The following is a 23532-nucleotide window of genomic DNA, read 5'->3' on the forward strand; positions in this document are numbered from 1 at the left end:
CACCGCGGCCGCGCCGGACACGTGCGGGGTGGCCATCGAGGTGCCGCTCATGGTCTGGTAGGCGGTGTTGGACACCGACGGGGTAGCGTCGACGGTCGCGGTCTGCCCGGCCAGATTGGCCACGATGGTCTGGCCGTCGGCCTGGCTGATGCCCACCGCCGGCAGCGTGGTGGTGACCGGATTGCCGTTGGCGTCGTACATGCCGATGCGCAGCTCGCCGGCGACGTTGTTGTAGATCACCACGCCCAGGGCGCGGCCGGACTTGGCCTTGGTGATCTTGTCGACGAAGGTGTTGGTGCCGCGCTGGCAGATCACGATCTTGTTGCGCCAGGTGCTGGACGAGGTCTGGCACAGGCCGCCGTTGACCCAGCCCGCGCTGGCGGTGGTCTGCTTGGAACCGGCGACCGGAATCGCGGCGAAGCTGGAGCTGCCGACCAGCAGCGGGTCGTTCTTCAGCGGATAGGTGCTGAGCGTGTCCACGCCCGGCGCGGCGATGTCGACGGCGCTGTTGAACTGCGAGAAATCGGCCTTGACGTTGGCCGAGTCCACCGCCGCCACCGACACCACCGAGCTGTAGGACGCCGGGTAGCTGAGGCTGGAATCGCCGNTTGAACTGCGAGAAATCGGCCTTGACGTTGGCCGAGTCCACCGCCGCCACCGACACCACCGAGCTGTAGGACGCCGGGTAGCTGAGGCTGGAATCGCCGTCGTTGCCGGCCGCGGCGATGCTGAGCACGCCGTTGTTGGCCAGGGTCTGGAAGGCGTTCTGCTCGGTGGTCGAGCTGGTCGGGCCGCCCAGGCTCATGCTGATGATCTTGGCGCCGGCGGTGTTGCAGCGGTTGGCCGCGTCGACCAGGGTCGACGAATAGGTCCAGTTGCACTGGCCGTGGCCGCCGCCGTTGGTGCCGTTGGTGCCGAAGATCTTGATGATGTGCAGCGAGACCTTGCCCGGGCTCACGCCGACCACGCCGGTGCTGTTGTTGGCCGCGGCGATGGTGCCGGCAACGTGGGTGCCGTGGCCGCAGGTGTCGGTATCCCAACCGGTCGGATAACCGGTGATGGTCATGCCGGCGAAATCTTCGTGGGTCTTGTTGATGCCCGAATCGATCACGCAGACCTTGATGCCGGCGCCGGTGGCCGCACCGGTGTCGAGCACGCCGTCGTGGTTGGCGTCCCACACGTTGCGGGCCTGCACCTGATCGATGCCGTAGGGCACGCTCTGCGCCTGCAGGTAGCGCGGCTGGTCGATCTCGACCGACTCCACGTCGGGGTTGCTGCGCAGGGCCTTGATGGCCTCCGGCGAGGACAGGGTCATCACCGCGCTGTTGAGGCGGTCGAACTGATAGTTGACCACGGCATCGCCGCCGCGCGCGGCGGTCAGCTTGCCGCGCAGCGTCTGGATGCGCTGACCCAGGCTCAGGGTCGAGGCACCGGCGCTCTTGCCGGCGGCGGCGCTGGCGGTGCCGGCCTTGAACTTGACCCAGACGCGGTTCGGGTTGGGCTGTTCCTGCGCCGCAGCGGTGCTGGCAGCGACCATCGTGGCCAGGCCCAGGCCCAGCGCGTACATCAACTTGCTCTGCTTCATCGATCCCCCAATGGAAGGTCGGTCGCGCTCCGGGCGGAGCGGCCTTGTGGCTTGAGCGTGCCGTAAGCGCTCAATCGACCGACTAATCCAAACGGGGGCAGTCGCCTGCCCCCCTACCCATCAGGGAAAAAGCGTGCCGTTTTATGCTGGACTTCTCAGTTCTGGACAGCCTGTAGAGATACCCGCTGCATCAACTGGCACCAATAATCCGTATTTATTGCGCCATAAAACCAGGCGCCGGGGACGGGGCCCGAGGCATCGGGCCCCGTCCGGGGCTGGGCGGGCTCAGGGCGACAGCAACTCGTCGATCGCGGACTTGGTCTGGACCAGGCCCCAACCGGTGTTGTTGTCGTAACCGGCGGCGTCGATGTCCTGCGCCGTGGTCAGCAGCGCATCGCGCACCTGCGCCGCGGTCGCGGTCGGCTTGGCGCTCCACACCACCGCGGCCGCGCCCGACACGTGCGGGGCCGCCATCGAGGTACCGTTCATGTTCTGGTAGGCGGTATTGGACAACGACGGCGTAGCGTCGACCGTCATGGTCTGACCGGCCAGACCGGCCAGGATGGCTTCGCCGTCGGCCTTGCTGATGCCGACGCCCGGCAGCGTGGTGGTGAGCGCGTTGCTGTTGGCGTCGTACATGCCGATGCGCAGCTCGCCGTCGACGTTGTTGTAGATCACCACGCCCAGAGCGCGGCTGGACTGGACCTTGGTGATCTTGTCGACGAAGGTGCTGGTGCCGCGCTGGCACAGCACGATCTTGTTGCGCCAGGTGGTGGACGTGGTCTGGCACAGGCCGCCGTTGACCCAGCCCGCGCTGGCATTGGTCTGCTTGGAACCGCCGATCGGTATCGCGGCGAAGCTGGAGCTGCCAACCAGCAGCGGGTCGTTCTTCTGCGGATAGGTACTGAGTACGTCCACGCCCGGCGCGGCGATGTCGACGGCGCTGTTGAACTGCGAGAAATCGGCCTTGACGTTGGCCGAGTCCACCGCCGCCACCGACACCACCGAGCNCGTCCACGCCCGGCGCGGCGATGTCGACGGCGCTGTTGAACTGCGAGAAATCGGCCTTGACGTTGGCCGAGTCCACCGCCGCCACCGACACCACCGAGCTGTAGGACGCCGGGTAGCTGAGGCTGGAATCGCCTTCGTTGCCGGCCGCGGCGATGCTGAGCACGCCGTTGTTGGCCAGGGCCTGGAACGCGGTCTGCTCGGAGGTCGAGAAGGTCGGGCCGCCGATGCTCATGCTGATGATCTTGGCGCCGGCGGTGCTGCAGCGGTTGGCCGCGTCGACCAGGGTCGACGAATAGGTCCAGGTGCACTGGCCATGGCCGCTGCCGTTGGTGCCGTTGGTGCCGAAGATCTTGATGATGTGCAGCGAGACCTTGCCCGGGCTCACGCCGACCACGCCGGTGCCGTTGTTGGTCGCGGCGATGGTGCCGGCAACGTGGGTGCCGTGGCCGCAAGTGTCGGTGTCCCAGCCGGTCGGGTAACCGGTCATGGCGACGCCCGCGAAATCCTCATGGGTCTTGTTGATGCCCGAGTCGATCACGCAGACCTTGATGCCCGCGCCGGTGGGCGCGCCGACGTCGAGCACGCCGTCCTGGTTGACGTCCCACACATTGCGCGCCTGCACCTTGTCGATGCCGTAGGGGACGCTCTGCGCCTGCAGGTAACGCGGCTGGTCGATCTCGACCGATTCCACATCGGGATTGCTGCGCAGGGCCTTGACGGCCTCAGGCGAGGACAGGGTCATCACCGCGCTGTTGAGGCGGTCGAACTGGTGGTTGACGACCGCGTCGCCGGCGCGCGCGGCGGTCAGCTTGCCGCGCAGGGCCTGGACACGCTGGCCCAGGCTCAGGGTCGAAGCACCGGCGCTCTTGCCGGCGGCGGCGCTGGCGGTACCGGCCTTGAACTTGACCCACACGCGATTCGGGTTGGGCTGGTCCTGCGCTGCGACGGCGGTGGTGGCCACCATCGTGGCCAGGCCCAGACCCAGCGCGTACATCAACTTGCTCTGCTTCATCGATCCCCCTAGTGGAAAGTCGGCCGCTTCCGGACGGAGCGGCCGTTGGCTTGGGCGCGAAACGCGCCCGATCAGCCAAACTTATCCAAATAGGAAAATAAAGCGCACGCCGGGACACGGGGGTTTCGCCCCACGAATCGTGACACGGGTCACGATTCAGAGAGGCTCACGTCGCCGCGCGCACCGGCATTCCACGGCCAGCATGCCAGCGACCGCGACCGCTCAGGTCTCGACGAAACGCACCCGACGCGTGATCGAGCAGGTCAGCTCGTAACCGATCGTGCCCGAGACCTCGGCGATGCGTTCCACCGGCAGCTCCGGGCCCCACAGCGTCACCGGATCGCCGACGCGGGCGTCGGGGATGCCGCGCAGGTCGATGGTCATCAGGTCCATCGAGACGCGGCCGATCACCTGGGTCGCCTGGCCGCCCACCAGCACCGGCGTGCCCGAGGGCGCGGCGCGCGGATAGCCGTCGCCGTAGCCGATCGCGGCCACGCCGACGTTCATGTCTTCCGGGCATTCCCAAGTCGCGGCATAGCCGATGCGCTCGCCGCGGCGCACGCGGTTGACCGCGATCAGGCGCGTGGACAGGGTCATGGCCGGGCGCAGGCCGAAGTCGGCACCCGTGGTGCCCTCCACCACCGAGATGCCGTACAGGGCGCCGCCGGGGCGGATCCAGTCGGCGTGCGCGTCGGGCCAGCCCAGCACGGCGGCGGAATTGGCCAGCGAGCGCGCGCCGCCGAGCCCGGCGGTGGCGTCGCCGAACGCGCGCAGCTGCGCGGGCGTTTGCGGATTGGCGAATTCGTCGGAGCTGGCGAAATGGTTCATCAGCACGATGCCGTCGGCCACGCCCGCCAAGGCGGACAGGCGCGCGTAGGCCTCGCGCACCTGCTCGGGCGCGAAGCCGAGCCGGTGCATGCCGGTGTCGACCTTGAGCCAGCAGCGGATCGGCTCGCCGTCGGCGGCCTGCTCCAGCATTTCGATCTGGCTGAGGTGGTGGACCACGGTTTCCACGCCGAGACGGCGCAGTTGCGGCAGATCGTCGGCTTCGTCGAAGCCCGACAGCAGCACGATGGGTTGCGACAGGCCGGCCGCGCGCAGGCGGTCGGCGTCGGACAAGGCCGCCACGCCGAAGGCGTCGGCGCCTTCCAGGGCACGGGCGACGCGCTCCAGGCCGTGGCCGTAGCCGTCGGCCTTGACCACCGCCATGACGCGGCTGTGCGGCGCGCGCGCGCGCGCCTGGGCGAGGTTGTGACGCAGGGCGTCGGTGTGGATGCTTGCGGAAGTCGGACGTGCCATCGCGCTAGTTTATCGGCTGGCGGGCGTGCGCAGGCTGTCGGGTTGGGGTATCCCTGCTCCCGCTTACCGCAGCCGAAGGAAGTGCAAAGCTGGGAAGGTGCTTGGAGGGCGCTGAAGTTGGCGTTGCACGGCTGCGGCGGCCCTCACCCCAACCCCTCTCCCGCAAGCGGGAGAGGGGCTAAGCAAGGTTGCGATGGAATGAGCGAGTGCCTGCTGTTCCTGCTCGCGCTTGCGACGACCGAAAGAGTGCAAAGTTGGGAAGGTGCGCGGAGGGCGGATGAGGGCTGCGACTGAGACTGGAGTTGCACGGCTGCGGCGGCCCTCACCCCAATCCCTCTCCCGCAAGCGGGAGAGGGGCTAAGCAAGGTTGCGATGGAATGAGCGAGTGCCTGCTGTTCCTGCTCGCGCTTGCGGCGACCGAAAGAGTGCAAAGTTGGGAAGGTGCGCGGAGGGCGGATGAGGGCTGCGACTGAGGCTGGAGTTGCACGCCTGCGTCTGCCCGCACCCCAACCCGCATCCCGGCCCGACCGCACAGCGCTCGGGCGTTCGGTGCGGCGTGAGCCAGTGGCTCGCAAGCGACGCCCCTCACTCCGCAAGCGGGAGAGGGCCTAAGCGCACTGAGAGCAGCTAAAGGCGCGTGCTCAGTCCTCGAACTCCAGCACCGTATTCGGCGCTGGCCGCTCGCGTTCGCGCGTCAGCCGTTCGGACGCCTGCGGCGGCGTCCACGGCGTCTTGCCGAGCTGAGACAGATCCGGATAGCGGCCCAGCACGCGGAAACCCCGCAGTTCGAAGGCGACGCCCTCCGCGCCCAGCGGCGAATTGCGGTCGGAGACGTGGAAGTGCAGATGGGGGCCGGTGGAGTCGCCGGTGAAGCCCAGCGCGGCCAGGACCTCGCCACGGCGCACGCGTTGGCCGGTTCGCACGCGCGCGCTGCCGGTCTTGAGGTGCTCGTAGAACGCGTAGCGGCCGTCGCCCAGATCCAGGGCGACGTAGTTGCCGGTGGCCTCGCCCAGGGTCTGCTTGCCGTGCTCGGAGATGCGCACGGTTTCGGCGACGTCGTCGCGCATCGCCACCACGGTGGCGTCGGCCACCGCCACCACCTCGGCGCCGTAGCCGTAGGTGTTGGCGACCAGGTCCTTGTCGCCCTGGCTGGTGCGGCCCTGGGCATCGAGCTTGACCCAGTCGATCGCGTGGCGCCCTGGGATACGCGCCTTGCCGTCGACGGTATACAGCACGCGGCGGTGACCGCGCGCCCAGTCCGGATGATGGATCGCGATCCAGGGGCCGCCGCGCACCGGCGCGCCCAGGATCAGGCGCGGTGCCGCGGCTACCGCGACTTCGCCGCCGTCGACCGACTGCGGCGTGTCGTTGCCGGCCACCGAGTAGCGCAGGCGGTGGTCGAGCCGCTGCGGCGCCGGCACGTTCGCTGGCAGCGTCAGTTCCAGGTACAGCACGCCGCGCTGACCAGGCGCCAGGGTCAGCGCGTCGCTGTCCTTGACCGCCGCGATGCGATCGAAGCGGCGCTTCAGCGCTTCGCCTTCGTAGCTCGCCAACGCCTGCCCGCGCCCGGCGTCGCGCGCTTCCATGCCCAGCAAGCGCAGCGGCTCGTTGCTGAAGTTGGTCGCATGCAGCTCGTAGACCAGCACCGACGCGCCGTCCATATGCACCGGCGCGGGCGCAGCCGGCACCTGCAGATCGAAGGACTGGCGCAGGGGCGCGGCGCGATCGGCCGCGTGGAGGAAACCGGCGAAGGAAAGCAAGGCGGCGAACGCGATGGCGCGCATGCGGAGGGGTCGTCCTGGCAACGAGGGGAAGTCGCCCGACGCGAGGCGCCGGGGCCGATGAATTCAAATCGCCGTGCGCAACTCGTCGATGGCCGCGTCCGACAACCACAGCAAGGTATTGAGGTAATCCTCGATGCAGCCGACGACGTCGGCGCGCGGGCCTTCGCGCCAGATCGCGGAGGAGTAGAAGGCGTCCTGCTGCGCGACCAGGTCGGCCTGGTCGCGGTAGGCGCGGATCAGGTACCAGCTTTCGTGCTCGTGCCGGCTGCGCCCGAACGCGACCACGTCCATGCCGCGTTCGCGCAACAGCGGCAGCGCGCGCCGGGTCATGACCTGTTCGAACCGGGTGCCCGATTCGGGCTTGAGCCGGTAGGTACGCACTTCGATCAGTCGCTGCATGTACGCGCTCGAGGGGACCGCTAGCGGATGCTGTTCGAGCGGGTCGGCTGGCGCAAGTTACGTTTGTCATGCCTGGCGCGCGGCGGCGCAAAAAAAAACGGGCCGGCTAGGCCGGCCCGTCCTTCGAGACAGCGATCGCGCGATCAGTCGCAGCGACGCTCGATCACGGTCTCGGTCTTGTTCTGCTGATTTTCCTGGATCTTGCGTCCGACCAGGGCACCGCCGACGGCGCCGGCCGCGGTCGCGACCTTCTTGCCGTTGCCGCCGCCGACCTGATTGCCGAGCAGGCCGCCCGCGACCGCGCCCAGGGCGGTGCCGGTGATCTTGTGCTTGTCCTTCACTTCCTTCGGACGCTGCACCTCGACGTCGTAGCAATGCGGCTGCTTGGCCTTGGTCTTGGACTTGGTCTGGGCGCCGGCGGCGCCAGTGACCATGACGCAGGACATCAGGGCGACGGCGATCGTGGATTTGAGTTTGGCGTTCATGCGGATTCACCGGTAGGAGTGGGGGCCACGGCCAACATGCGCCGCGCGTCGTCACGGCCGCGTCAAGCGCGGCATCGTGCCTGCGCGACAGTCTGGTCCTTTCAGTCTGAACCGTCGCCGGCGCGCGCGCTGCCACGTCGATCACATCCGCCGCTAGCACGACGAACGGCGGCGCGCATGGCCGTCCGCGCCGAGCGCCTCGCTCCGGGGCGGGCTCGGGCGGACGACCTTGCCGCGCCCTGCCCTGCCCTCATGGACCGCGACCGACGCGGCCGCGCTGGGTCCAAGACCGGGCCGCCTTGCGCGCCCCGGCCAGGTCGCTTACTCGAACGACCCCACCGAGTCGTGCGCGAGGTTGTCGAAACGGGTGTACTCGCCGAAGAACTTGAGCTTGAGCGAGCCGGTCGGGCCGGAACGCTGCTTGCCGATGATGACCTCGGCCAGGCCTTTGTCCGGCGAGGTTTCCTTGTTGTAGTAATCGTCGCGGTAGATGAAGACGATCACGTCGGCGTCCTGCTCGATGGCGCCGGACTCGCGCAGGTCGGCCATCACTGGGCGCTTGTCGGCGCGCTGTTCCAGCGAGCGGTTGAGCTGCGACAGCGCGATCACCGGCAGGTTGAGTTCCTTGGCCAGGTGCTTGAGCGAGCGCGAGATCTCGGAGATTTCGGTGGCGCGGTTCTCGCTGTTGCCGGGCACCGACATCAGCTGCAGGTAGTCGATCACGATCAGGCCCAGGTCGTGCTCGCGCTTGAGGCGGCGCGACTTGGCGCGCAGCACGTCCGGCGACAGGCCCGGGGTGTCGTCGATGAAGATCTTGGCCTCGCGCAGCTGACGGATCGCGCTGGTCACGCGGCTCCAGTCCTCGTCCTCGAGCTGGCCCGAGCGCAGGCGCTGGGCGTTGACGCGACCCACCGAGGAGATCAGGCGCAAAGCGAGCTGGCTGGCCGACATTTCCATCGAGAACACCGCCACCGCCTTCTTGCTGCGGAAGGCAGCGTACTCGGCCATGTTCAGGGCCAGGGTGGTGTTGTGCACGCACACATCGTTGGCGATGAAGTTATGCGTATCGGGAATGGTGAGGTCGTACACCTGCTTCTCGCCCAGAGGGACGATGGACACGATCCGGTCCCAGTAGACGTCGCTCGACGCCAGCGCGCGCAATGTCGGGTCGCCCAACGCCATGGCGAACTTCGCCAGGTGGGCGCGGCTCATCGCGCGCTTGCCTGGATGCGGATTCGAATCCGCCACGCCGGCACGCCGCGCCAGTTCGGCCCAACTCAGCTCGCCCTTGCAGTCTTCGATCCGCTGCCACACCGCCGCCGGCACCAGATCGCGATTGACCTTGGGCGGATGCGCGTCCAGCGCCGCCAGCACGCGCGCCATGGCCGGCTCCTTGCCGAACATGCCGATACGCTCGCAGAACAGGCGCAACGATGCGTTATGCGTGATATCCAGTTGCCAGCTCGAGCGCCGGGTGTCGCGGTAGCGCACCCAGCGATGACGAATCGCCGCGATCACGCCGAAGCGCAGCAACACATGCTGCAACTGCCGAACCAGGCGTTCGCTGACGCTCGCATAGCCGATTTGGGCCTGCCCCGCGCGGGTAACCGTGGCCCAGCCGTCGGTAGCGAACAGGCGATTCACGAAAGTCGCCAAGGATTCGGCGTCCAGTCTGAATACCGCCTCGGGAATGAACTTCCCGGCGGAGCCCTGGCCGAGCAGCCCCAACCCGGACAGCCACTGCCCGAGCGGATTACGCTGGTTGCGCCTGGCCGAGGCGATCCCTTCGGGCGCGAGCGTCTCGGGACGCAGCTCGAGCACTTGGCACAGCCGCTCGAAAACCGCCGCGGCAGGTACGGTACGCCCATGCCGCCAATGGCTCAGCGACGCGGGCGAGACGCCGAGCTGTCTGGCGACCGCGTTCTGGCTCAAACCACGACCGGCGAGCGCGTGCTGCAGTGCGGCCGAGAAACCGCGGCGCTGCGCCGCGACCTCGCCCGCGTCGGCGATCACCGCCATGCTCGGGGCGAAGCCGGCGCGTTTTTCGGTCTGCCTGACCACGACCCCGCCGAACTCCCGCGAGGCCGCGGTGAAGTCCTCGACGATGCGGGGGTTCGAGTTGGTGAAACGCGGCGTGGCGCCGGTGAGCCCACCGTCGCCGATCAGATACCCAAGCAGCCTGAGTTCGCAATCGCGCCAGCGCTCGCTGCCGAACACCGGCAGGCTGCGAGGCACCGCGATGCTGTCGCCCTCGGCCAGCTCGTGCAGCGGCTTCCAGCCTTCCACCGTCAGATAGGGGTGGCTCAAGGTGGTTTCGATGCGTCGACCCAGCGCAGTCGTGACCTCGAACACCGGTTTGAGGCCATCGTCGACGTAGTCGCTGGGCACCTGCCGCGACAAGCGAAAATCGTCGCCCAAGGTAGCGACCGCTGCGCCGCGGTGGCCGTCGAACAAGCGCTCGATGCTGACCACACTGCCGTCGTCGAGCACGATTTCGGAATCGTGGGCGACGCACTTACCCATGGCCGGACGCGCGGCGATGATCAGCAGGTCGGTGTTCTGCAGGCCCGCGGTCATCTCGTCGAATTCGGTGTAGCCGGTCGGCAGGCCGGTCACGCTGCCGCCGTTGGCGTAGCGCGTCTGCAGCACGTCGAAGGCTTCCGACAGCGCCTTGTTGACCGGGGTGAAATCGGTGCGGCCGCGCGCGCCGGCTTCGGCGATCGCGAACACCTCTTGCTCGGCCTTGGCCAGGATCTCGCCGCTGTCGCGGCCGTCGGGCTGGAAGCCGTCGTTGACGATGCCGGTACCGACCTCGATCAGCTGGCGCAGCACCGCCTTGTCGCGCACGATCTCGGCGTAGGCGGCGATGTTGGCCGCCGAGGGCGTGGTGCTGGCCAGCTCGATCAGATAGGCGCCGCCGGCGACCTGCTCGGACAGGCCCATCGAGTCGAACCATTCGCCCAGGGTCACGGCGTCGAAGGGACGGTTCTTCTCGGCCAGCTCGCGGATCGCGCGGTAGATCAGCTGGTGGTCGCGGCGGTAGAAGTCTTCCTCGACCAGTTGGTCGGCGACGCGGTCGTAGGCGTCGGGCGCCAGCATCAGGCCGCCCAGCACGGCCTGTTCGGCCTCGACCGACTGCGGCGGCACGCGCAACTGATCGATGCGCTGCTCGGCGCGCGTTTCGTAACGTTTCTCGCCGCGGGACCCCGGACGTAGGCTCATGGATGTGCTGGTCCCCTGGGACGTGCGGTCTTGCTGAGGGAGGTGGCCGCGACCTGGGTCTCGCCGTCACGCCCGACTGGCGCGAGGCGTGGGTCGGTACGGTCGGACGGAAGCTGGCCGGGCTGCTGAGGCATCGTAGTCGCCGCCGTAGGTCGGGGCCACGGATAAGTCTGTGGATATCACGTGGATAGCGCACAGGCTTCAGCATCCGGGGCGCGGTCTCACGGGCTGAGACTGCGGCCTACCTTCCATCGGCGGGCGGCGACGGCGGCGCAAAAACGAAAGGCGCCTCGCGGCGCCTTTCGTCGTCATCGCCTACGCGACGATCGGATCAGGCGGCTTCGCCTTCGATCACGACCTTGACGGTGACTTCGACGTCCGCGTGCAGGTGCAGCAGGATGTCGTATTCGCCGGTGCGACGCAGCGGGCCTTCGCCCATGATCACTTCCGACTTCTCGACCGGGTGGCCGTGCTTGGTCAGGGCCTCGGCGATATCGCGCGGGGTGACCGAACCGTACAGCTTGCCTTCGGTGGAGGCGTTGGCGTGGATCGTCACCGAGACGTCCTCGAGCTTGGCCTTGCGGCCTTCGGCGCCGTCGAGCAGCGACTTGGCCTTGGCCTCGTAGTCGGCGCGCTTGGCTTCGAACTCGGCCAGGTTGGCGGCGGTGGCCGGCACAGCCTTGCCCTGCGGGACCAGGAAGTTGCGGCCGTAGCCCGGCTTCACGTTGACCTTGTCGCCGAGGTTGCCCAGGTTGGTGACTTTCTGCAGAAGGATCAGTTGCATGGTGGTGCTCCGTATTCGTTAGCGGGCCTGTAGGTCCGCAGCAGAGGACGCTGTCCGAAAAGGCTTTGTGCGGGTTCGGGCGCGGTCGCGGCCCTCACCCCTGCCCTCTCCCGCCAGCGGGAGAGGGAGACAAAGGGTTCGCCCGCAAGCGGGCGAACGTCCTTACTTACGCGTTGTGATTGTCGGTGTACGGGATCAGCGCGAGGAAACGGGCGCGCTTGACGGCCGTCGACAGCTGGCGCTGGTACTTCGACTTGGTACCGGTCACGCGGCTCGGCACGATCTTGCCGGTCTCGGTGAGGTACTGACGCAGGGTGTTGAGATCCTTGTAGTCGATCTCTTTCACGCCTTCGGCGGTGAACTTGCAGAACTTGCGGCGGCGGAAGAACTTGGACATGAGTGCGATCCCTTAGGCGGCTTCGGCGTTGTCTTCGGCGCTGTCGGCGGTGCCGACTGCGTTGTCGCTGTCGTCGTCACGACGACGGCGCTCGCCGCGCTCGGGCTTGTCGCCCTTCTCGTCCTTGAACTTCATGATCAGGGACTGTTCGGTGTCGGCCTCGTCGCGCTTCATGACCAGGTGACGCAGCACCGCGTCGTTGAAACGGAAGCCGTCGACCAGCTCGTTGAGCACGGTCTGGGTGACTTCGATGTTGAGCAGGACGTAGTGGGCCTTGACCAGGTTCTCGATCGGGTAGGCCAGCTGACGGCGGCCCCAATCCTCGAGACGGTGGATCTTGCCTTCGCCGGCTTCGATCAGCGACTTGTAGCGCTCGATCATGGCCGGGACCTGCTCGCTCTGGTCCGGGTGGACCAGGAACACGACTTCGTAATGACGCATCGTTGTTTCCTTGTGGGTGTCGGCCCGAAAACCGGGCCGGTGTAGCCCCCCGCCACCGGGCGAGGGATCGCCGGGCGCGGTAGGGCAAGGGTCCTGCGATGGCACGGGGCCTCGCGGGAGCCGGAAATTATGGCAGGGTCAAGGGCTTAGGTGCAAATCGGGGGTTGGGGAGGCGCCGGTTGGGGCCGAATTCGGGCGGGGGCGTCGGTTTGGGGCCGGATCCGGCTGGGGGCAGCCTGCACGGGCCCTCGCGGGGGCGCGGTCGCGGCTTGCGCCGCTCCTACCCCGGGGGCGGCAGGCGCCGCCCTGCCCCGGGTCCGCCGTTGGGGCGGACCCGGGAGCGGGGCTCACTCGGCGTGCAGGGCCGCGACTGACGCGGCCGGCAGCGCCGGGTCGCCCGATTTGCCGCGCGCGCGGCGGACAGCGCGGGCGCTGCCGTTACGCAGGTCGTCGAGGATGGCGTAGATGGTCGGCAGGAACAGCAGGCTGACCAGGGTCGAGAACGCGAGGCCGCCGGCGATCGCGCGCGCCATCGGGTAGTAGGCCGGCATGTCGTTGCTGCCGCTGGTCGACAGCGCGATCGGCACCATCGCCAGGATCGCCGTGCCCATGGTCATCAGGATCGGCCGCAGGCGTTCGCGGCTGCCCTCGACCAGGGCCTCGGTGCGCGACAGGCCGCGCCGGCGCAGGTTGTTGATGTGCTCGATCATGACGATGCCGTTGTTCACCACCACGCCCATCAGCACCAGGATGCCGATGAAGGACATGATGCCGAAGGTGGTGCCGGTGAGCCAGAACAGCCAGAACACGCCGAACACCGAGAACAGCACGCCGCTCATGATCGCCGCCGGGAACAGCAGCGATTCGAACACCGCCGCCATCACCACGTAGATCATGATCAGGGCCAGGACCAGGTTGAACACCATCTGCCCCATCGCGTCGTCCTCGTCCTCGAACGCGCCGCCCTCGAAGGAGTAGCTGTAGCCGGCGGGGAACGACACCGACTTTAGGGTGTCCTCCATCGCCTTGCGCGCATCCGGCATGGTGGCCTTGTCGGCCAGGTTGGCCTGGATGGTCAGGGTGGTCTGGCGGTTGGCGCGGCGGATCTCGGTCGCGGCCGGACGCACGCTGACGTCGACCATGCTCAGCAGCGGCACGGTGCGGCCGTCAGGCGCGCGCACGGTGAACGAGGCGATGTCCTCGACGCCGTAGTTCTCGGCGCCGGCGAAACGCACCCACACCGGCACTTCGGTCTCGCCGCGACGGAACTCGCGCAGCGGCGCGCCGCGCAGGGCCAGGCCGACGAAGCGCGAGACTTCCTGGGCGCTGAAGCCGAACGAGGCCGCGCGCTCGCGGTCCACCCGCACCGCCAGCTCGCTGTTCTGATCGCCGGCATCGACACGCACGTCGCGCAGTTCCTTGCGCTTGGCCAGGATCGGCACGATGTCCTTGGCCACCTCGGCCAGGGTCTGGGTCGAATCGCCGACCAGTTGCACCTGCACGTTCTTACCGGGCTGGCCGCCACCGCCACCGGGACCGCCCTGGTCGCCGATACCGATGTCGGCGCGCGCCGACTTCGGCAGCGCCTTGCTGATCGCGTCCACCAGCGGCTTGGTCGCGCTGGCCTCCTTGGTGTCGAAGGTGATGCGGGTGCCCGCGCCGCCGACTTCGCTGTAGTAGGAGTAGACCTGGGTGATGTGGTAACGCTTGCGGTTGGCGTCGAGGAACTTCTCGACCCGCAGCACTTCCTCCGACATCTGTTCCTTGGTGTAGCTGCCCTTCCATTGGTAGAAGACGTTGACTTCGCCACCTTCGTCGCCGCCGAACATGTCGAACTTGGTCATCTTCATCGGGATCACGCTGACCGCGACGATCAGCACGATGCCCAGCACGCTCCAGCCGCGGTGGGCCAGGGTCCAACGCAGGAAACGCGCGTAGCGGGTCTGCAGACGCGGAATCAGGCCGGTGGTGTTGTTGACCGTGGGCGGGGTCTTCAGACGCGCCGAGATCATCGGGATCAGGCTGACCGCGACCAGCCACGAGGCCAGCAGGGACACCGAGATCGTGATCGCGATCTGGGCCATGTAAATGCTGAGGAAGTTGCGCTCGCCGAACAGGTTGGGCAGGAACACGATGCAATGGCACAGGGTGCCCGCCGTCAGCGCGATGGCGACGTGGCGGGTGCCCAGGATCGAGGCCAGGCGCGGCTGCCCGGGCATCTTCTCGCGTTCCTGGTAGATGCTCTCCACCACCACCACGGCGTTGTCCACCAGCATGCCGACCGCCAGCAGCAGGCCCATCATCGACAAAATGTTGAGGGTGACGCCGGCGAAGTACATGAAACCCAGGGTCATCACGAAGCAGATCGGGATGGCCAGGGTCACCATCAGCGTCGACGGCCAGTGGCGCAGGAAGAAGAACAGCACCGCGATCGACAGCACCAGGCCGATGCCGCCGGCCTCGGCCAGGTCCAGCAGCGAGGTGGTGACGTTTTCGCCCTGGTTCTCGATGATCTTGATCTGCACGCCGCGCAGCGAGGGCTCCTTGCGGATGTCCTCGACCTCCTGCAGCGCCAGCCGCGAGACCTCGACCAGGTTGGCGTTGCGCTCCTTGAAGACGTCCAAGCCGACCGCCGGGCGGCCGTCGAGGCGACGGCCATAGTCCATGCGCGCCGGCTTCATGCGCACGTCGGCGATATCGCCCAGGCGCGTGCCGTTGCCGCCGATCACCAGGTCGCGCAGTTGCTGCAGGTCGGTGACCTCGCCCACCGGCTGCACGCGCAGGCGCTGGCCGCCGTCGTCGATCTGCCCGGCCGAGACCGAGAAGTTCACCGCCTGCAGGCGCGTGGTCAGGTCGTTGAGGCTGAGGTTGTGCGCGTTCAGGCGATCGGGCTGGATCGCGATCTCGACCTCGTTCGGCGGCGCGCCGGAGACCTCGACCCGGGCCACGCCGGGCAGACGCTCGATGCGGCGTTTGAACTCGCGATCGATGAGGTCGTAGGCGCCGGTCAGGTCGATGTCGCCGGCCAGACGCACGCGCAGCACCGGCTGGTCGGTGGTCGAGAACTTGAGCACGAAGTAGCGCTGCAAGTCGTCCGGCAGATCGGAGCGGATCGCGTCGATGCGCTCGCGCGCCTCCGACGCGGCGATCGCGACATCGCGGTCCCAGTTGGAGAACTGGATGAAGATGTTGGCGCCGTCCGAACGCGCGCTGGCATCCATGCGCTTGATGCCGGTCATGGTCGACAGCGATTCCTCGACCGGACGCAACACCGTGCGCTCGACCTCTTCCGGGGTCGAGCCGGTGTACGGCATCTGCACGAAGATGAAGGGCGGCGAGACCTCCGGGAACGCTTCCAGGGGCAGCCTGATCGCGGCGATCAGGCCGATCACGAACAGCGACACGAACAGCATGACCGTGGTGACGGGACGCTTGATGCTGAGCTCGGCGATGCTCATCGTGCGCTCCTCAAGCCTGGCCCGGACCGGTCGGATCGACCAGCGGCGTTTGATCGTCCTCGATCAGCTCGGCCGCGGCGCGCTCCTCGCGACGGGCGCGGCGCGCGCGTTCGCGGTAGTGCTCGTCGGAGCGGCGGTCGAGCAGGTCGTACACCACCGGGATCACTATCAGGGTCAGAAGGGTCGACACCAGCAGGCCGCCGATCACCGTGATCGCCATCGGCGAACGCACTTCGGCGCCCTGCCCCGTGGCGAGCGCCAGCGGCAGAAAGCCGAACAAGGTGCACAGCGTGGTCATGATGATCGGGCGCAGACGCGAACGCGCGCCTTCGACCAGGGCATCGCGCTTGGCCACGCCCTGCTCGCGCAGCTGGTTGACCTTGTCGATCAGGATGATGGCGTTCTTCACCACCAGGCCGACCAGCAGGATCAGGCCGATGAACACCACCACCGACACCGCCGAGTTGCTGATCAGCAGCGCCAGCACCGCGCCGACCAGGGCCAGCGGAATGGTGAACAGGATCACGAACGGATGCAGCAGCGACTCGAACTGCGAGGCCATCACCAGGTAGACCAGGAAGATCGCCAGGCCGAACGCGAACAGCAGCGAGTTGATCGATTGCTGCAGTTCCTCGCCCTGACCGCCGATGTGCATGCGCACGTCCGGCAGCGGATTGTCGGCGACCATCTTCTGCACCTCGGCCACGGCGCCGCCGAGGTCGATATCGCGCAGGTTGGCCGAAACGATCGCCACGCGCACCTGATCGGCGCGATGGATTTCGCTGGGGCCGGTGGTGGAGATCACGTCGGCGACCGAGTCCAGGGTCACGGGGCGGTTGCTGCCCGGATTGACGATCAGACGGCGGATGCTTTCGACCGAGGCGCGGTCGGCTTCGCGCGCCCGCACCAGCACGTCGATCTTGCGATCGCGGAAGCTGTAGCGGGTGGCGACGTCGCCGCGCACCTTCTTGACCACCACGTCGGCGATCTGGCGCGTGGTCAGGCCGAGCGCACCGGCGCGTTCCTGATCGAAGCGGATCTGGATCTCGGGGAAGCCCTGCTCCACCGTCGATTTGACGTCGGCGTAGTGCGGGTTCTCGCGCAGCATCGCGGCCACGCGCTGACCCGCGCGCTGGATGGTCGCCATGTCCTGCCCGCGCAACTCGATTTCCAAGGGCGTGGAGAACGAGAACAGCGCCGGACGGCTGAAATTGACCTGGGCGCTGGGATGGGCACGCATGGTCTGGCGCAGGCGTTCGGTCTCGGCGGCTTCGATCTGCTTGCTGCCACCGTCGGTCATCACGATGCTGAGCTTGCCGATGTTCTCGCCGCTCTCGGTCGGGTTGGCGTCCAGACGCGTACCGGCGCCGCTGACGCCGAACACGGTGGCGATGCCCGGGTCCTTGGCATGCTTGCCCTGCAGCTCGCGCACCAAGGCGTCGGTCTCGCGCAGCGGCGTGCCTGGCGGCAGCTTGACCGTCATTTCGAAACGGTCCTGGGCCAGCTGCGGGATCAGGTCGGCGCCCAGCATCGGCACCGCCAGCAGGGTCAGCGCGAACGCGGCGGCGGCCGCGCCCAGCACCAGCCAGGGCCGGCGCATCGCGCTGGGCAGCAGGCGCATATAGCCAGCCTCGGCGCGACTGTACGGCCACATCGCGAGGTCGCTGGCCTTGCGCATGATCGGACCGACCACGGAGACGATGCCGCGCCAGAGCCGCACGAAGAACCAGGCGATGCCGAAGAACACGCCGCGGCCGGCCACGCCCAGGCCGTGGCTGGTGGCGGCCAGCGGCTTCTGGAACTTGGAATCGGGCGTCCAGCGCGGATGCGGCGCCTCCTCCGGGAACGCCATCGGCGAGCGGCCCTTGAGCGCGCTCAGCATCGGGATCAGGGTCATCGACACGATCAGCGAGATGCCGATCGCCAGAGCCACGGTCAGGGCCTGATCGCGGAACAGCTGGCCGGCGATGCCTTCGACGAACACCAGCGGCAGGAACACCGCGATGGTGGTCAGGGTCGAGGCGACCACGGCCATGCTGACTTCGCGGGTGCCGGTGACGGCGGCGTCGAGGATGCCCAGCCCGCGTTCTCGCGCCTTGGCGATGCTTTCCAGCACCACGATCGAGTCGTCCACCACCAGGCCGGTGGCCAGCGCCAGGCCGCCCAGCGACATCACGTTGAGGCTCAGCCCCAGGCGGTCCATGAAGAAGAAGGTGGTGACGATCGAGACCGGCAGCGACAGGCCGACCACGAAGGTGCTCCAGCCGTCGCGCAGGAACAGGAAGATGATCAGGATCGCCAGCGCCGCGCCGATGATGCCGTCCTTCTTCACCTCGTAGATCGACTCGCGAATGAACTTCGACTGGTCGTCGATGGTGGTCAGTTCGACGTCGGGCGGGATCTGCGCCTTGAGCTGCTCCAGGCGGGCCTGGATCGCGTCGGCGGTGGCGACGGTGTTGGCGTCGCCTTCCTTATAGATGGCCAGCTCGACCGCTTCCTTGCCGCCCATGCGGATGATCGCTTCGCGCTCCTTGTAGCCCTGACGGACCTCGGCGATGTCCTTCAGGCGCACCGGCATGCCGCCGGCCACGGAGGAGCCGGAACCGGAGTTGGCGCTCTGCACCGAAGCCGCCGCGGCCATCGCCGCCGCATCGCCGCTGGAGGCCGCGATCGCCGCCATCTGCGCGGCCGCGTCGGCGGCCGCGTTGCCGCCGCCGCTCTGGGTGGTGACCAGCATCTCGCGCATTTCAGGCACGCTGGCGAACTGGTTGACGGTACGCACCAGATAACGCTGCGAACCCTCTTCCAGACGGCCGCCGGAGATATTGATGTTCTCCTGCTGCAGGCGCTGGATCACGGTGTCGATCGGCAGGTTCAGCTGGGCCAGCTTCTGCTGGTCGATATCGACCTGGATCTCGTCCTCCAGACCGCCGCCGACCTTGACCGCGGCGACGCCGTCGACCGGTTCCAACTTCTTCTTGAGGTCGTCGTCGGCGTAGCGGCGCAGCGCGGTGAGCTGGCGGGTCGAATCGCCGTCGGTCTTGGCCGACAGGGCGAGGCGCAATATCGGCTCGGTCGAGGGATTGAAGCGCAGCAGCACCGGGGCCTTGGCCTCCAGCGGCAGCTGCAGCACTTCCATCTTGTCGCGCACCTCCAGGCTGGCCTGGTCCATGTCGGTGCCCCAGGCGAACTCGAGCACGACGTCGCTCTGGCCGGTACGCGAGACCGACTTGAGCTTGCGCAGGCCCTTGACCACGCCCACGGCCTCTTCGACCGGCTCGGAGATCAGGGTTTCGATTTCCGATGGCGCCGCACCGGTGTACTCGGTGCGCACGGTCAGGGTCGGATAGCTCAGGTCGGGCAGCAGGTTGACCTTGAGGGCGCGCAGCGCGATCACGCCGAACAGCAGGAAGGTGATGGTCACCATCGCCACGGTGACCCGGCGGCGTGTGGAAAATTCGACCAAATTGAAGGAGCCGCCCTCGTGGGCGTGGTTCTTGGAAGCCGGGGTCACGGTGCGTCTCCGCCCTTACTGCTTCGGCTTATCGGATTTCTCGGCGGACGCGACCTGCTTGGGCGCGTTCTTGCCGATCAACTGCACCAGGGTGCCGTCGCGCAGCGCGGTCTTGCCCGCCACCACGACCTGATCGCCCTGCTTGATGCCAGCGCGCACCTCGGCCCATTCGCCGTCCAGGTAGCCCAGCTTGATCGGTACGCGCGTGGCCTTGGCGTTGCGGATCACGAACACCGCCGGATCGCCCTCGTCTTCGAGCAATGCGATGCGCGGCACCACCAGGGCGTCGGCGCGGTTGTCGTAGTCGATGCGGACGCGGCCGAACATGCCCGGCTGCAGGGTGTCGCCGCCGGCGAAGGTGCAGACCACGCGGAAGGTGCCGCTGCCCGAGTCCACCACCGGGGCGACGCGATCGACCGTGCCCTGGAAGATCTTGCCCGGCAGCGCGTCGACCGCCAGTTGTACCGGCAGGCCGGCCTTGAGGGTGGCCAGCTCGCGCTCGGGGACATTGAGCGTGGCTTCCAGGCGCGAGGTGTCGACGATGCGGAAGATCGGAGTGTTGATCTGGACGAAGTTGCCGGTCTTGATCGAACGCGAGGCGATCACGCCCGAGATAGGCGCCTGCACGTTGGCGTAGGACAGTTCGAGATTGGCCAGACGGTTGGCGGCGCGCGCGTTTTCCAGGTCGTAGCGCAGCTGGTCGTTGTCGTTGGCGCTGAGCAGGCGCTGCTCGGCCAATTGCTTGGAACGGGCGAAGTTGGCCTCCAGCTTGCGCATCTGCGCCGAGGTCTGGGCGGCCTGCAGTTCCGAACGCGCCGAGTCCAGGCGCACCAAGGTCTGGCCGGCGTGCACGATCTGGCCTTCCTCGGCCATCACGTTCAAGGCCACGCCCGAGGTCTTGGCGACCACCTGGGATTCGGCGCGCGCCTCCAGGGGGGCGGTGCCGGTGTAGCTGGCCGCGATCGCCCGGCGCGAGGCCAGGGCGACTTCGACCGGGACGGCGTCGGGCGCCTTCTGTTCCTTGGCCTGGGCCTCGCCGGCCCCGCCGCCGCCCTTGCAGGCCGTCAGGGCCAGGGCGCAGGACAGCGCCAGGAGAGCGACACGGGCGGCCCCGGCCTTACGGAATGTGGTGTTTTGACGCATTTCAGACGACCCCGATGGCTGAACTTGCTAGCTGGAACCGGCGCTTGTGCCGGTGTTGTATATAGGTATATCACCCACCTCCGAAACCGCATCCGCCGAAGGTCATGGTGACTGCCGCCATGCCCAGGGCGCGGCGACCGGCAAACAGGACAACGGGCGACGCGCGCCTCATCGGCACACCCTGTCTATGCGATGCATCGAGGGACGACTTCGTTGCATCCGCATCGCGGGCTATACTTGCGGACTTATGCGCGGTCGTGACCGTGCACAGCCAGCTACAACTCTTTCGCTAGCCATTCGAGATTGCGGATTACGACATGATGCGACCGCTGACGATCGCCGCCTGCTTTGCCCTGACCATCGCCGCCGCATTGGCCGCGAACGCCGAGGACAAGGCTCCGGCCGCCACTCCCGCCGCTCCGGCCGCGGCCACCGCCGCTCCGGCTCCCGCCGCCAAGGCGCCGGCCATCAAGGGCAACGCCGACACGGGTCGCCAGCTCACCTACACCTGCCAGGGCTGCCACGGCGTCACCGGCTACAAGAACGCCTATCCGAACTATCACGTGCCGAAGATCGTCGGCCAGTCGGAGGTGTACCTGACCACCGCGTTGACCGAATACAAGAAGGGCACCCGCAAGCATCCGACGATGCAGGCGCAGGCGCAGAGCTTCTCGGATCAGGACATCGCCGATATCGCCGCCTTCCTTTCGACCGCGAAGCAGTGAGCAGCCGCCCCATGACGACCAAGCACCTCGCCATCGCCCTGTTCGCCGCCCTCGCCGTGTCCGCCTGCTCGCAGGGCGACACCCCGGCCGAGCATTCCTCCGCCGACCGCGCCGAAGGCCACACCTCCTCCTCGTCCGGCCTGCCGGCCGGCCACATCGCCGCCGGCGAGAAGTTGGCCAGCACCAAGAGCGCGGCCACCGGCCAGTCCTGCGTGGACTGCCACGGCGCCGAAGGCAATGCCCCGATCGACGCCACCTACCCCATGCTCGGCGGCCAGTACCACGACTACATCGCGCACTCGCTGCAGATGTACCGCGACGGCGACCGCGAGAATTCGACGATGGCGAGCCAGGCCAAGCCCCTGACCGACCAGCAGATCGCCGACCTCGCCGCCTACTTCGGTTCGCGCGAAAGCAAGCTGCACGATCTGCATAACGTGCATTGATCCAGGCGCACGCGATAGCAAAAGGCCCGCTTCGGCGGGCCTTTTTTTTGGGAATGAGAAGTGCGCAGTGAGCGACCAGCGCTCCTCGTTACTCACTTCTCACTACTCACTTCTCGCTCCTAAGCCCCTAGCCCCCAGGCTTCACGCTGCCATTGTCCTCCTGCAGGCCGGGCTTGAACGGAATGTCCGGCGGCGGGCGCGCGATCGCGGGTTGCTCGTTGAGGTTGGGGTCGTTGATGCTGCAGGCGCCGCCCAGGGCCAGCAGCGAGACGCCGCAGACGATGCTCTTGGTGGTGCCCGGGATCGGGATCGCGACTTCCTTGAAGCCCTTGCGCACCCATTCCTGCAACAGGGTCTCGTTGGGCCGCCAGTACTTGTCGAACGCGGTCGGCTCGTAATCGTTGGGCTTGCGCCGCAGCCAGGTGCCGGCGCGGTCGATGTTCTTGATTTCCTGAGTGATCGTGCCCGGCGGGAAGCCCGGCGAGGCCGAGCCCGGCTGCTCGCCCAGGCGCACGCTGCCGTCGCTGTTGAACAGGCCCGGCTTCTCGCCGCGCTGGCCGCCGGGGACGTTGCGCGTGGACTGGCCCCAGTCGTCGCCGCGCCGCGGCGTGGCGATGCCGCCCGGCGCCGGCGTCGGCTTGGGACCGGCGCCGCCGGCACTCGCGGCCGGACGCGTGCCGCTGGGGCTCGGCGTGCCGGCGGTGCTGGGCGCGGCGGTCGGCGCCGAACGCGTCGCCGCCGTCGAAGCGGGCGCGTTGGACGACGCCGACGACGACGCAGGCGCCGTCGCGGCCGCGCTCGCGGCGGCAGCGGCCGGCGCCGGAACATCGCGGGTGCGTACGTTCGGAGTGGCCGCGCGCAGCTGCGGCGCGGCCGCGGTCGGAGTCGGCAGTTCGCGTATCGGCGCGCGCTGCAGCGGCGCCGGCACTTCGCGCGCGGCGACCTCGGGCAGGCGCGCGCTCAGAGACGGCGCGGCGAGTTCGCGCTGCGGCAGGTCGCGCCGGATCGGCTGCACCGGCTCGGAGACGTCGGCCTGGCGCACTTGCTGGGTCGGCGCCGACAGCTCCGGCACGACGATCGCGGTCTCGGTGCGGCGCTTGGTCGGCGGCAGGGTGAATACGGTGGTTTCCGGCGGGCTGGGCACCGGCTCGCTCACCGCCACCGGCTGCTCCACCGTCGGCGGCGGCAACTGCGGCTCGGGCACGTCGCGCTGCGGGATATCGGGCGCGGCCGCTTCCAGGGTCGGCGTGGGCAGCGCCGGCGAGGCGATGCTGGCGGTCGCCGACGCGGCCGCATCGGCCGGCGCCGGCGCGGCCTGGGCCGCGGATTCCTGCGGTTGCTGGCTGGGCTGGTCGGGGCCGCCGCCGGGTTCCTCCGGCGTGCCCACGCCGATGTACTCGACCTGGACCACGGTCTCGCCCTCGGGCGGCGGCGCCGGCGTGCCCAGGAACTGCAGGTACATCAGCCACAGCAGCAGGCCGCCGAAGAACAAATGCCACAACAGCGTGACCACGACCGCGAACCAGTGCACGCCGCGGGTCTCGCGCTCCGGCGGCTGCCATTGCTGGCGCCACAGCGTCGCGAAGGCCTGCCAACGGTTGAGATCGCCGACCCGGCGCGGCGGCTGGGTCAGCGGCCGTTCCAGCAGTTGATCGACGATGGCGGCGGCGGGCGCGCCGGTCACCCGGCCGACGCGTTCGCCCATGGCGGCGAACCAGGTCGCCCAGCCGGGCGGAAACTCGCCGGGCTTGAGCGAATCGCGACGCACATTCAGACGCAGCCTGCGCTGCAGGGCTTCGATGAGTGCGGCGGCGGAATACATCTACG

13 protein-coding genes and 1 pseudogene are annotated in these 23532 nt (G+C 68.2%); 2 read left to right on the forward strand and 12 right to left on the reverse strand.

Annotation, left to right across the window (positions count from 1 at the left end; translation table 11 throughout):
* Nucleotides 1-3830: 3830 nt before the first annotated feature.
* From alr to ASE35_RS06160, 11 genes and pseudogenes are all read right to left on the reverse strand, one after another.
* Nucleotides 3831-4907, reverse strand: coding sequence for an alanine racemase (alr, locus tag ASE35_RS06110; protein WP_056175079.1), 1077 nt, complete (start codon nt 4905-4907; stop codon nt 3831-3833).
* A gap of 818 nt (nt 4908-5725) precedes the next feature.
* Nucleotides 5726-6691, reverse strand: a pseudogene (locus ASE35_RS22175) (M23 family metallopeptidase); the annotation flags it as partial.
* A 63-nt stretch (nt 6692-6754) separates the two neighbouring features.
* A complete protein-coding gene (locus ASE35_RS06120) occupies nt 6755-7090 on the reverse strand; it encodes an antibiotic biosynthesis monooxygenase (RefSeq protein ID WP_056175083.1) in 336 nt (111 codons plus the stop codon).
* A gap of 143 nt (nt 7091-7233) precedes the next feature.
* Entirely contained in the window at nt 7234-7524 is a 291-nt protein-coding gene (locus tag ASE35_RS06125) for a glycine zipper 2TM domain-containing protein (RefSeq protein ID WP_235567180.1), read from the reverse strand.
* Between the two features lie 372 nt (nt 7525-7896).
* Nucleotides 7897-10797 carry a replicative DNA helicase gene (dnaB, locus tag ASE35_RS06130; protein WP_082611133.1) on the reverse strand — a complete coding sequence of 967 codons (2901 nt, stop codon included), beginning with the start codon at nt 10795-10797 and terminating at the stop codon, nt 7897-7899.
* Nucleotides 10798-11128: 331 nt separating this feature from the next.
* Nucleotides 11129-11581, reverse strand: a complete 453-nt coding sequence (rplI, locus tag ASE35_RS06135) for a 50S ribosomal protein L9 (protein WP_056175089.1) — start codon at nt 11579-11581, stop codon at nt 11129-11131.
* A 166-nt stretch (nt 11582-11747) separates the two neighbouring features.
* Nucleotides 11748-11978: a 30S ribosomal protein S18 gene (gene rpsR / locus ASE35_RS06140; RefSeq protein ID WP_055899483.1), complete on the reverse strand. Its 231-nt coding sequence runs from the start codon at nt 11976-11978 to the stop codon at nt 11748-11750.
* Between the two features lie 12 nt (nt 11979-11990).
* A complete protein-coding gene (gene rpsF, locus ASE35_RS06145; protein ID WP_056175092.1) occupies nt 11991-12419 on the reverse strand; it encodes a 30S ribosomal protein S6 in 429 nt (142 codons plus the stop codon).
* Between the two features lie 347 nt (nt 12420-12766).
* Nucleotides 12767-15877, reverse strand: coding sequence for an efflux RND transporter permease subunit (locus ASE35_RS06150; RefSeq protein WP_056175095.1), 3111 nt, complete (start codon nt 15875-15877; stop codon nt 12767-12769).
* 10 nt (nt 15878-15887) lie between these two features.
* Nucleotides 15888-19391, reverse strand: a complete 3504-nt coding sequence (locus tag ASE35_RS06155) for an efflux RND transporter permease subunit (protein WP_057163237.1) — start codon at nt 19389-19391, stop codon at nt 15888-15890.
* Between the two features lie 15 nt (nt 19392-19406).
* Complete coding sequence (locus ASE35_RS06160) at nt 19407-20534, reverse strand: efflux RND transporter periplasmic adaptor subunit (RefSeq protein ID WP_057163238.1); 1128 nt, start codon at nt 20532-20534, stop codon at nt 19407-19409.
* 320 nt (nt 20535-20854) lie between these two features.
* On the opposite strand from ASE35_RS06160, the gene ASE35_RS06165 reads away from it, so the two are divergent.
* Together ASE35_RS06165 and ASE35_RS06170 are read left to right on the forward strand one after the other, a co-directional pair.
* Entirely contained in the window at nt 20855-21259 is a 405-nt protein-coding gene (locus tag ASE35_RS06165) for a cytochrome c (RefSeq protein ID WP_056176647.1), read from the forward strand.
* An 11-nt stretch (nt 21260-21270) separates the two neighbouring features.
* Entirely contained in the window at nt 21271-21705 is a 435-nt protein-coding gene (locus tag ASE35_RS06170) for a c-type cytochrome (RefSeq protein ID WP_056175104.1), read from the forward strand.
* Nucleotides 21706-21832: 127 nt separating this feature from the next.
* On the opposite strand, the gene ASE35_RS06175 is transcribed toward ASE35_RS06170, so the two are convergent.
* Nucleotides 21833-23527, reverse strand: a complete 1695-nt coding sequence (locus ASE35_RS06175; RefSeq protein ID WP_057163239.1) for a hypothetical protein — start codon at nt 23525-23527, stop codon at nt 21833-21835.
* Nucleotides 23528-23532 lie beyond the last annotated feature (5 nt).

It is taken from the genome of Lysobacter sp. Root916 (genome assembly GCF_001429785.1).
Classification (GTDB): domain Bacteria; phylum Pseudomonadota; class Gammaproteobacteria; order Xanthomonadales; family Xanthomonadaceae; genus Lysobacter.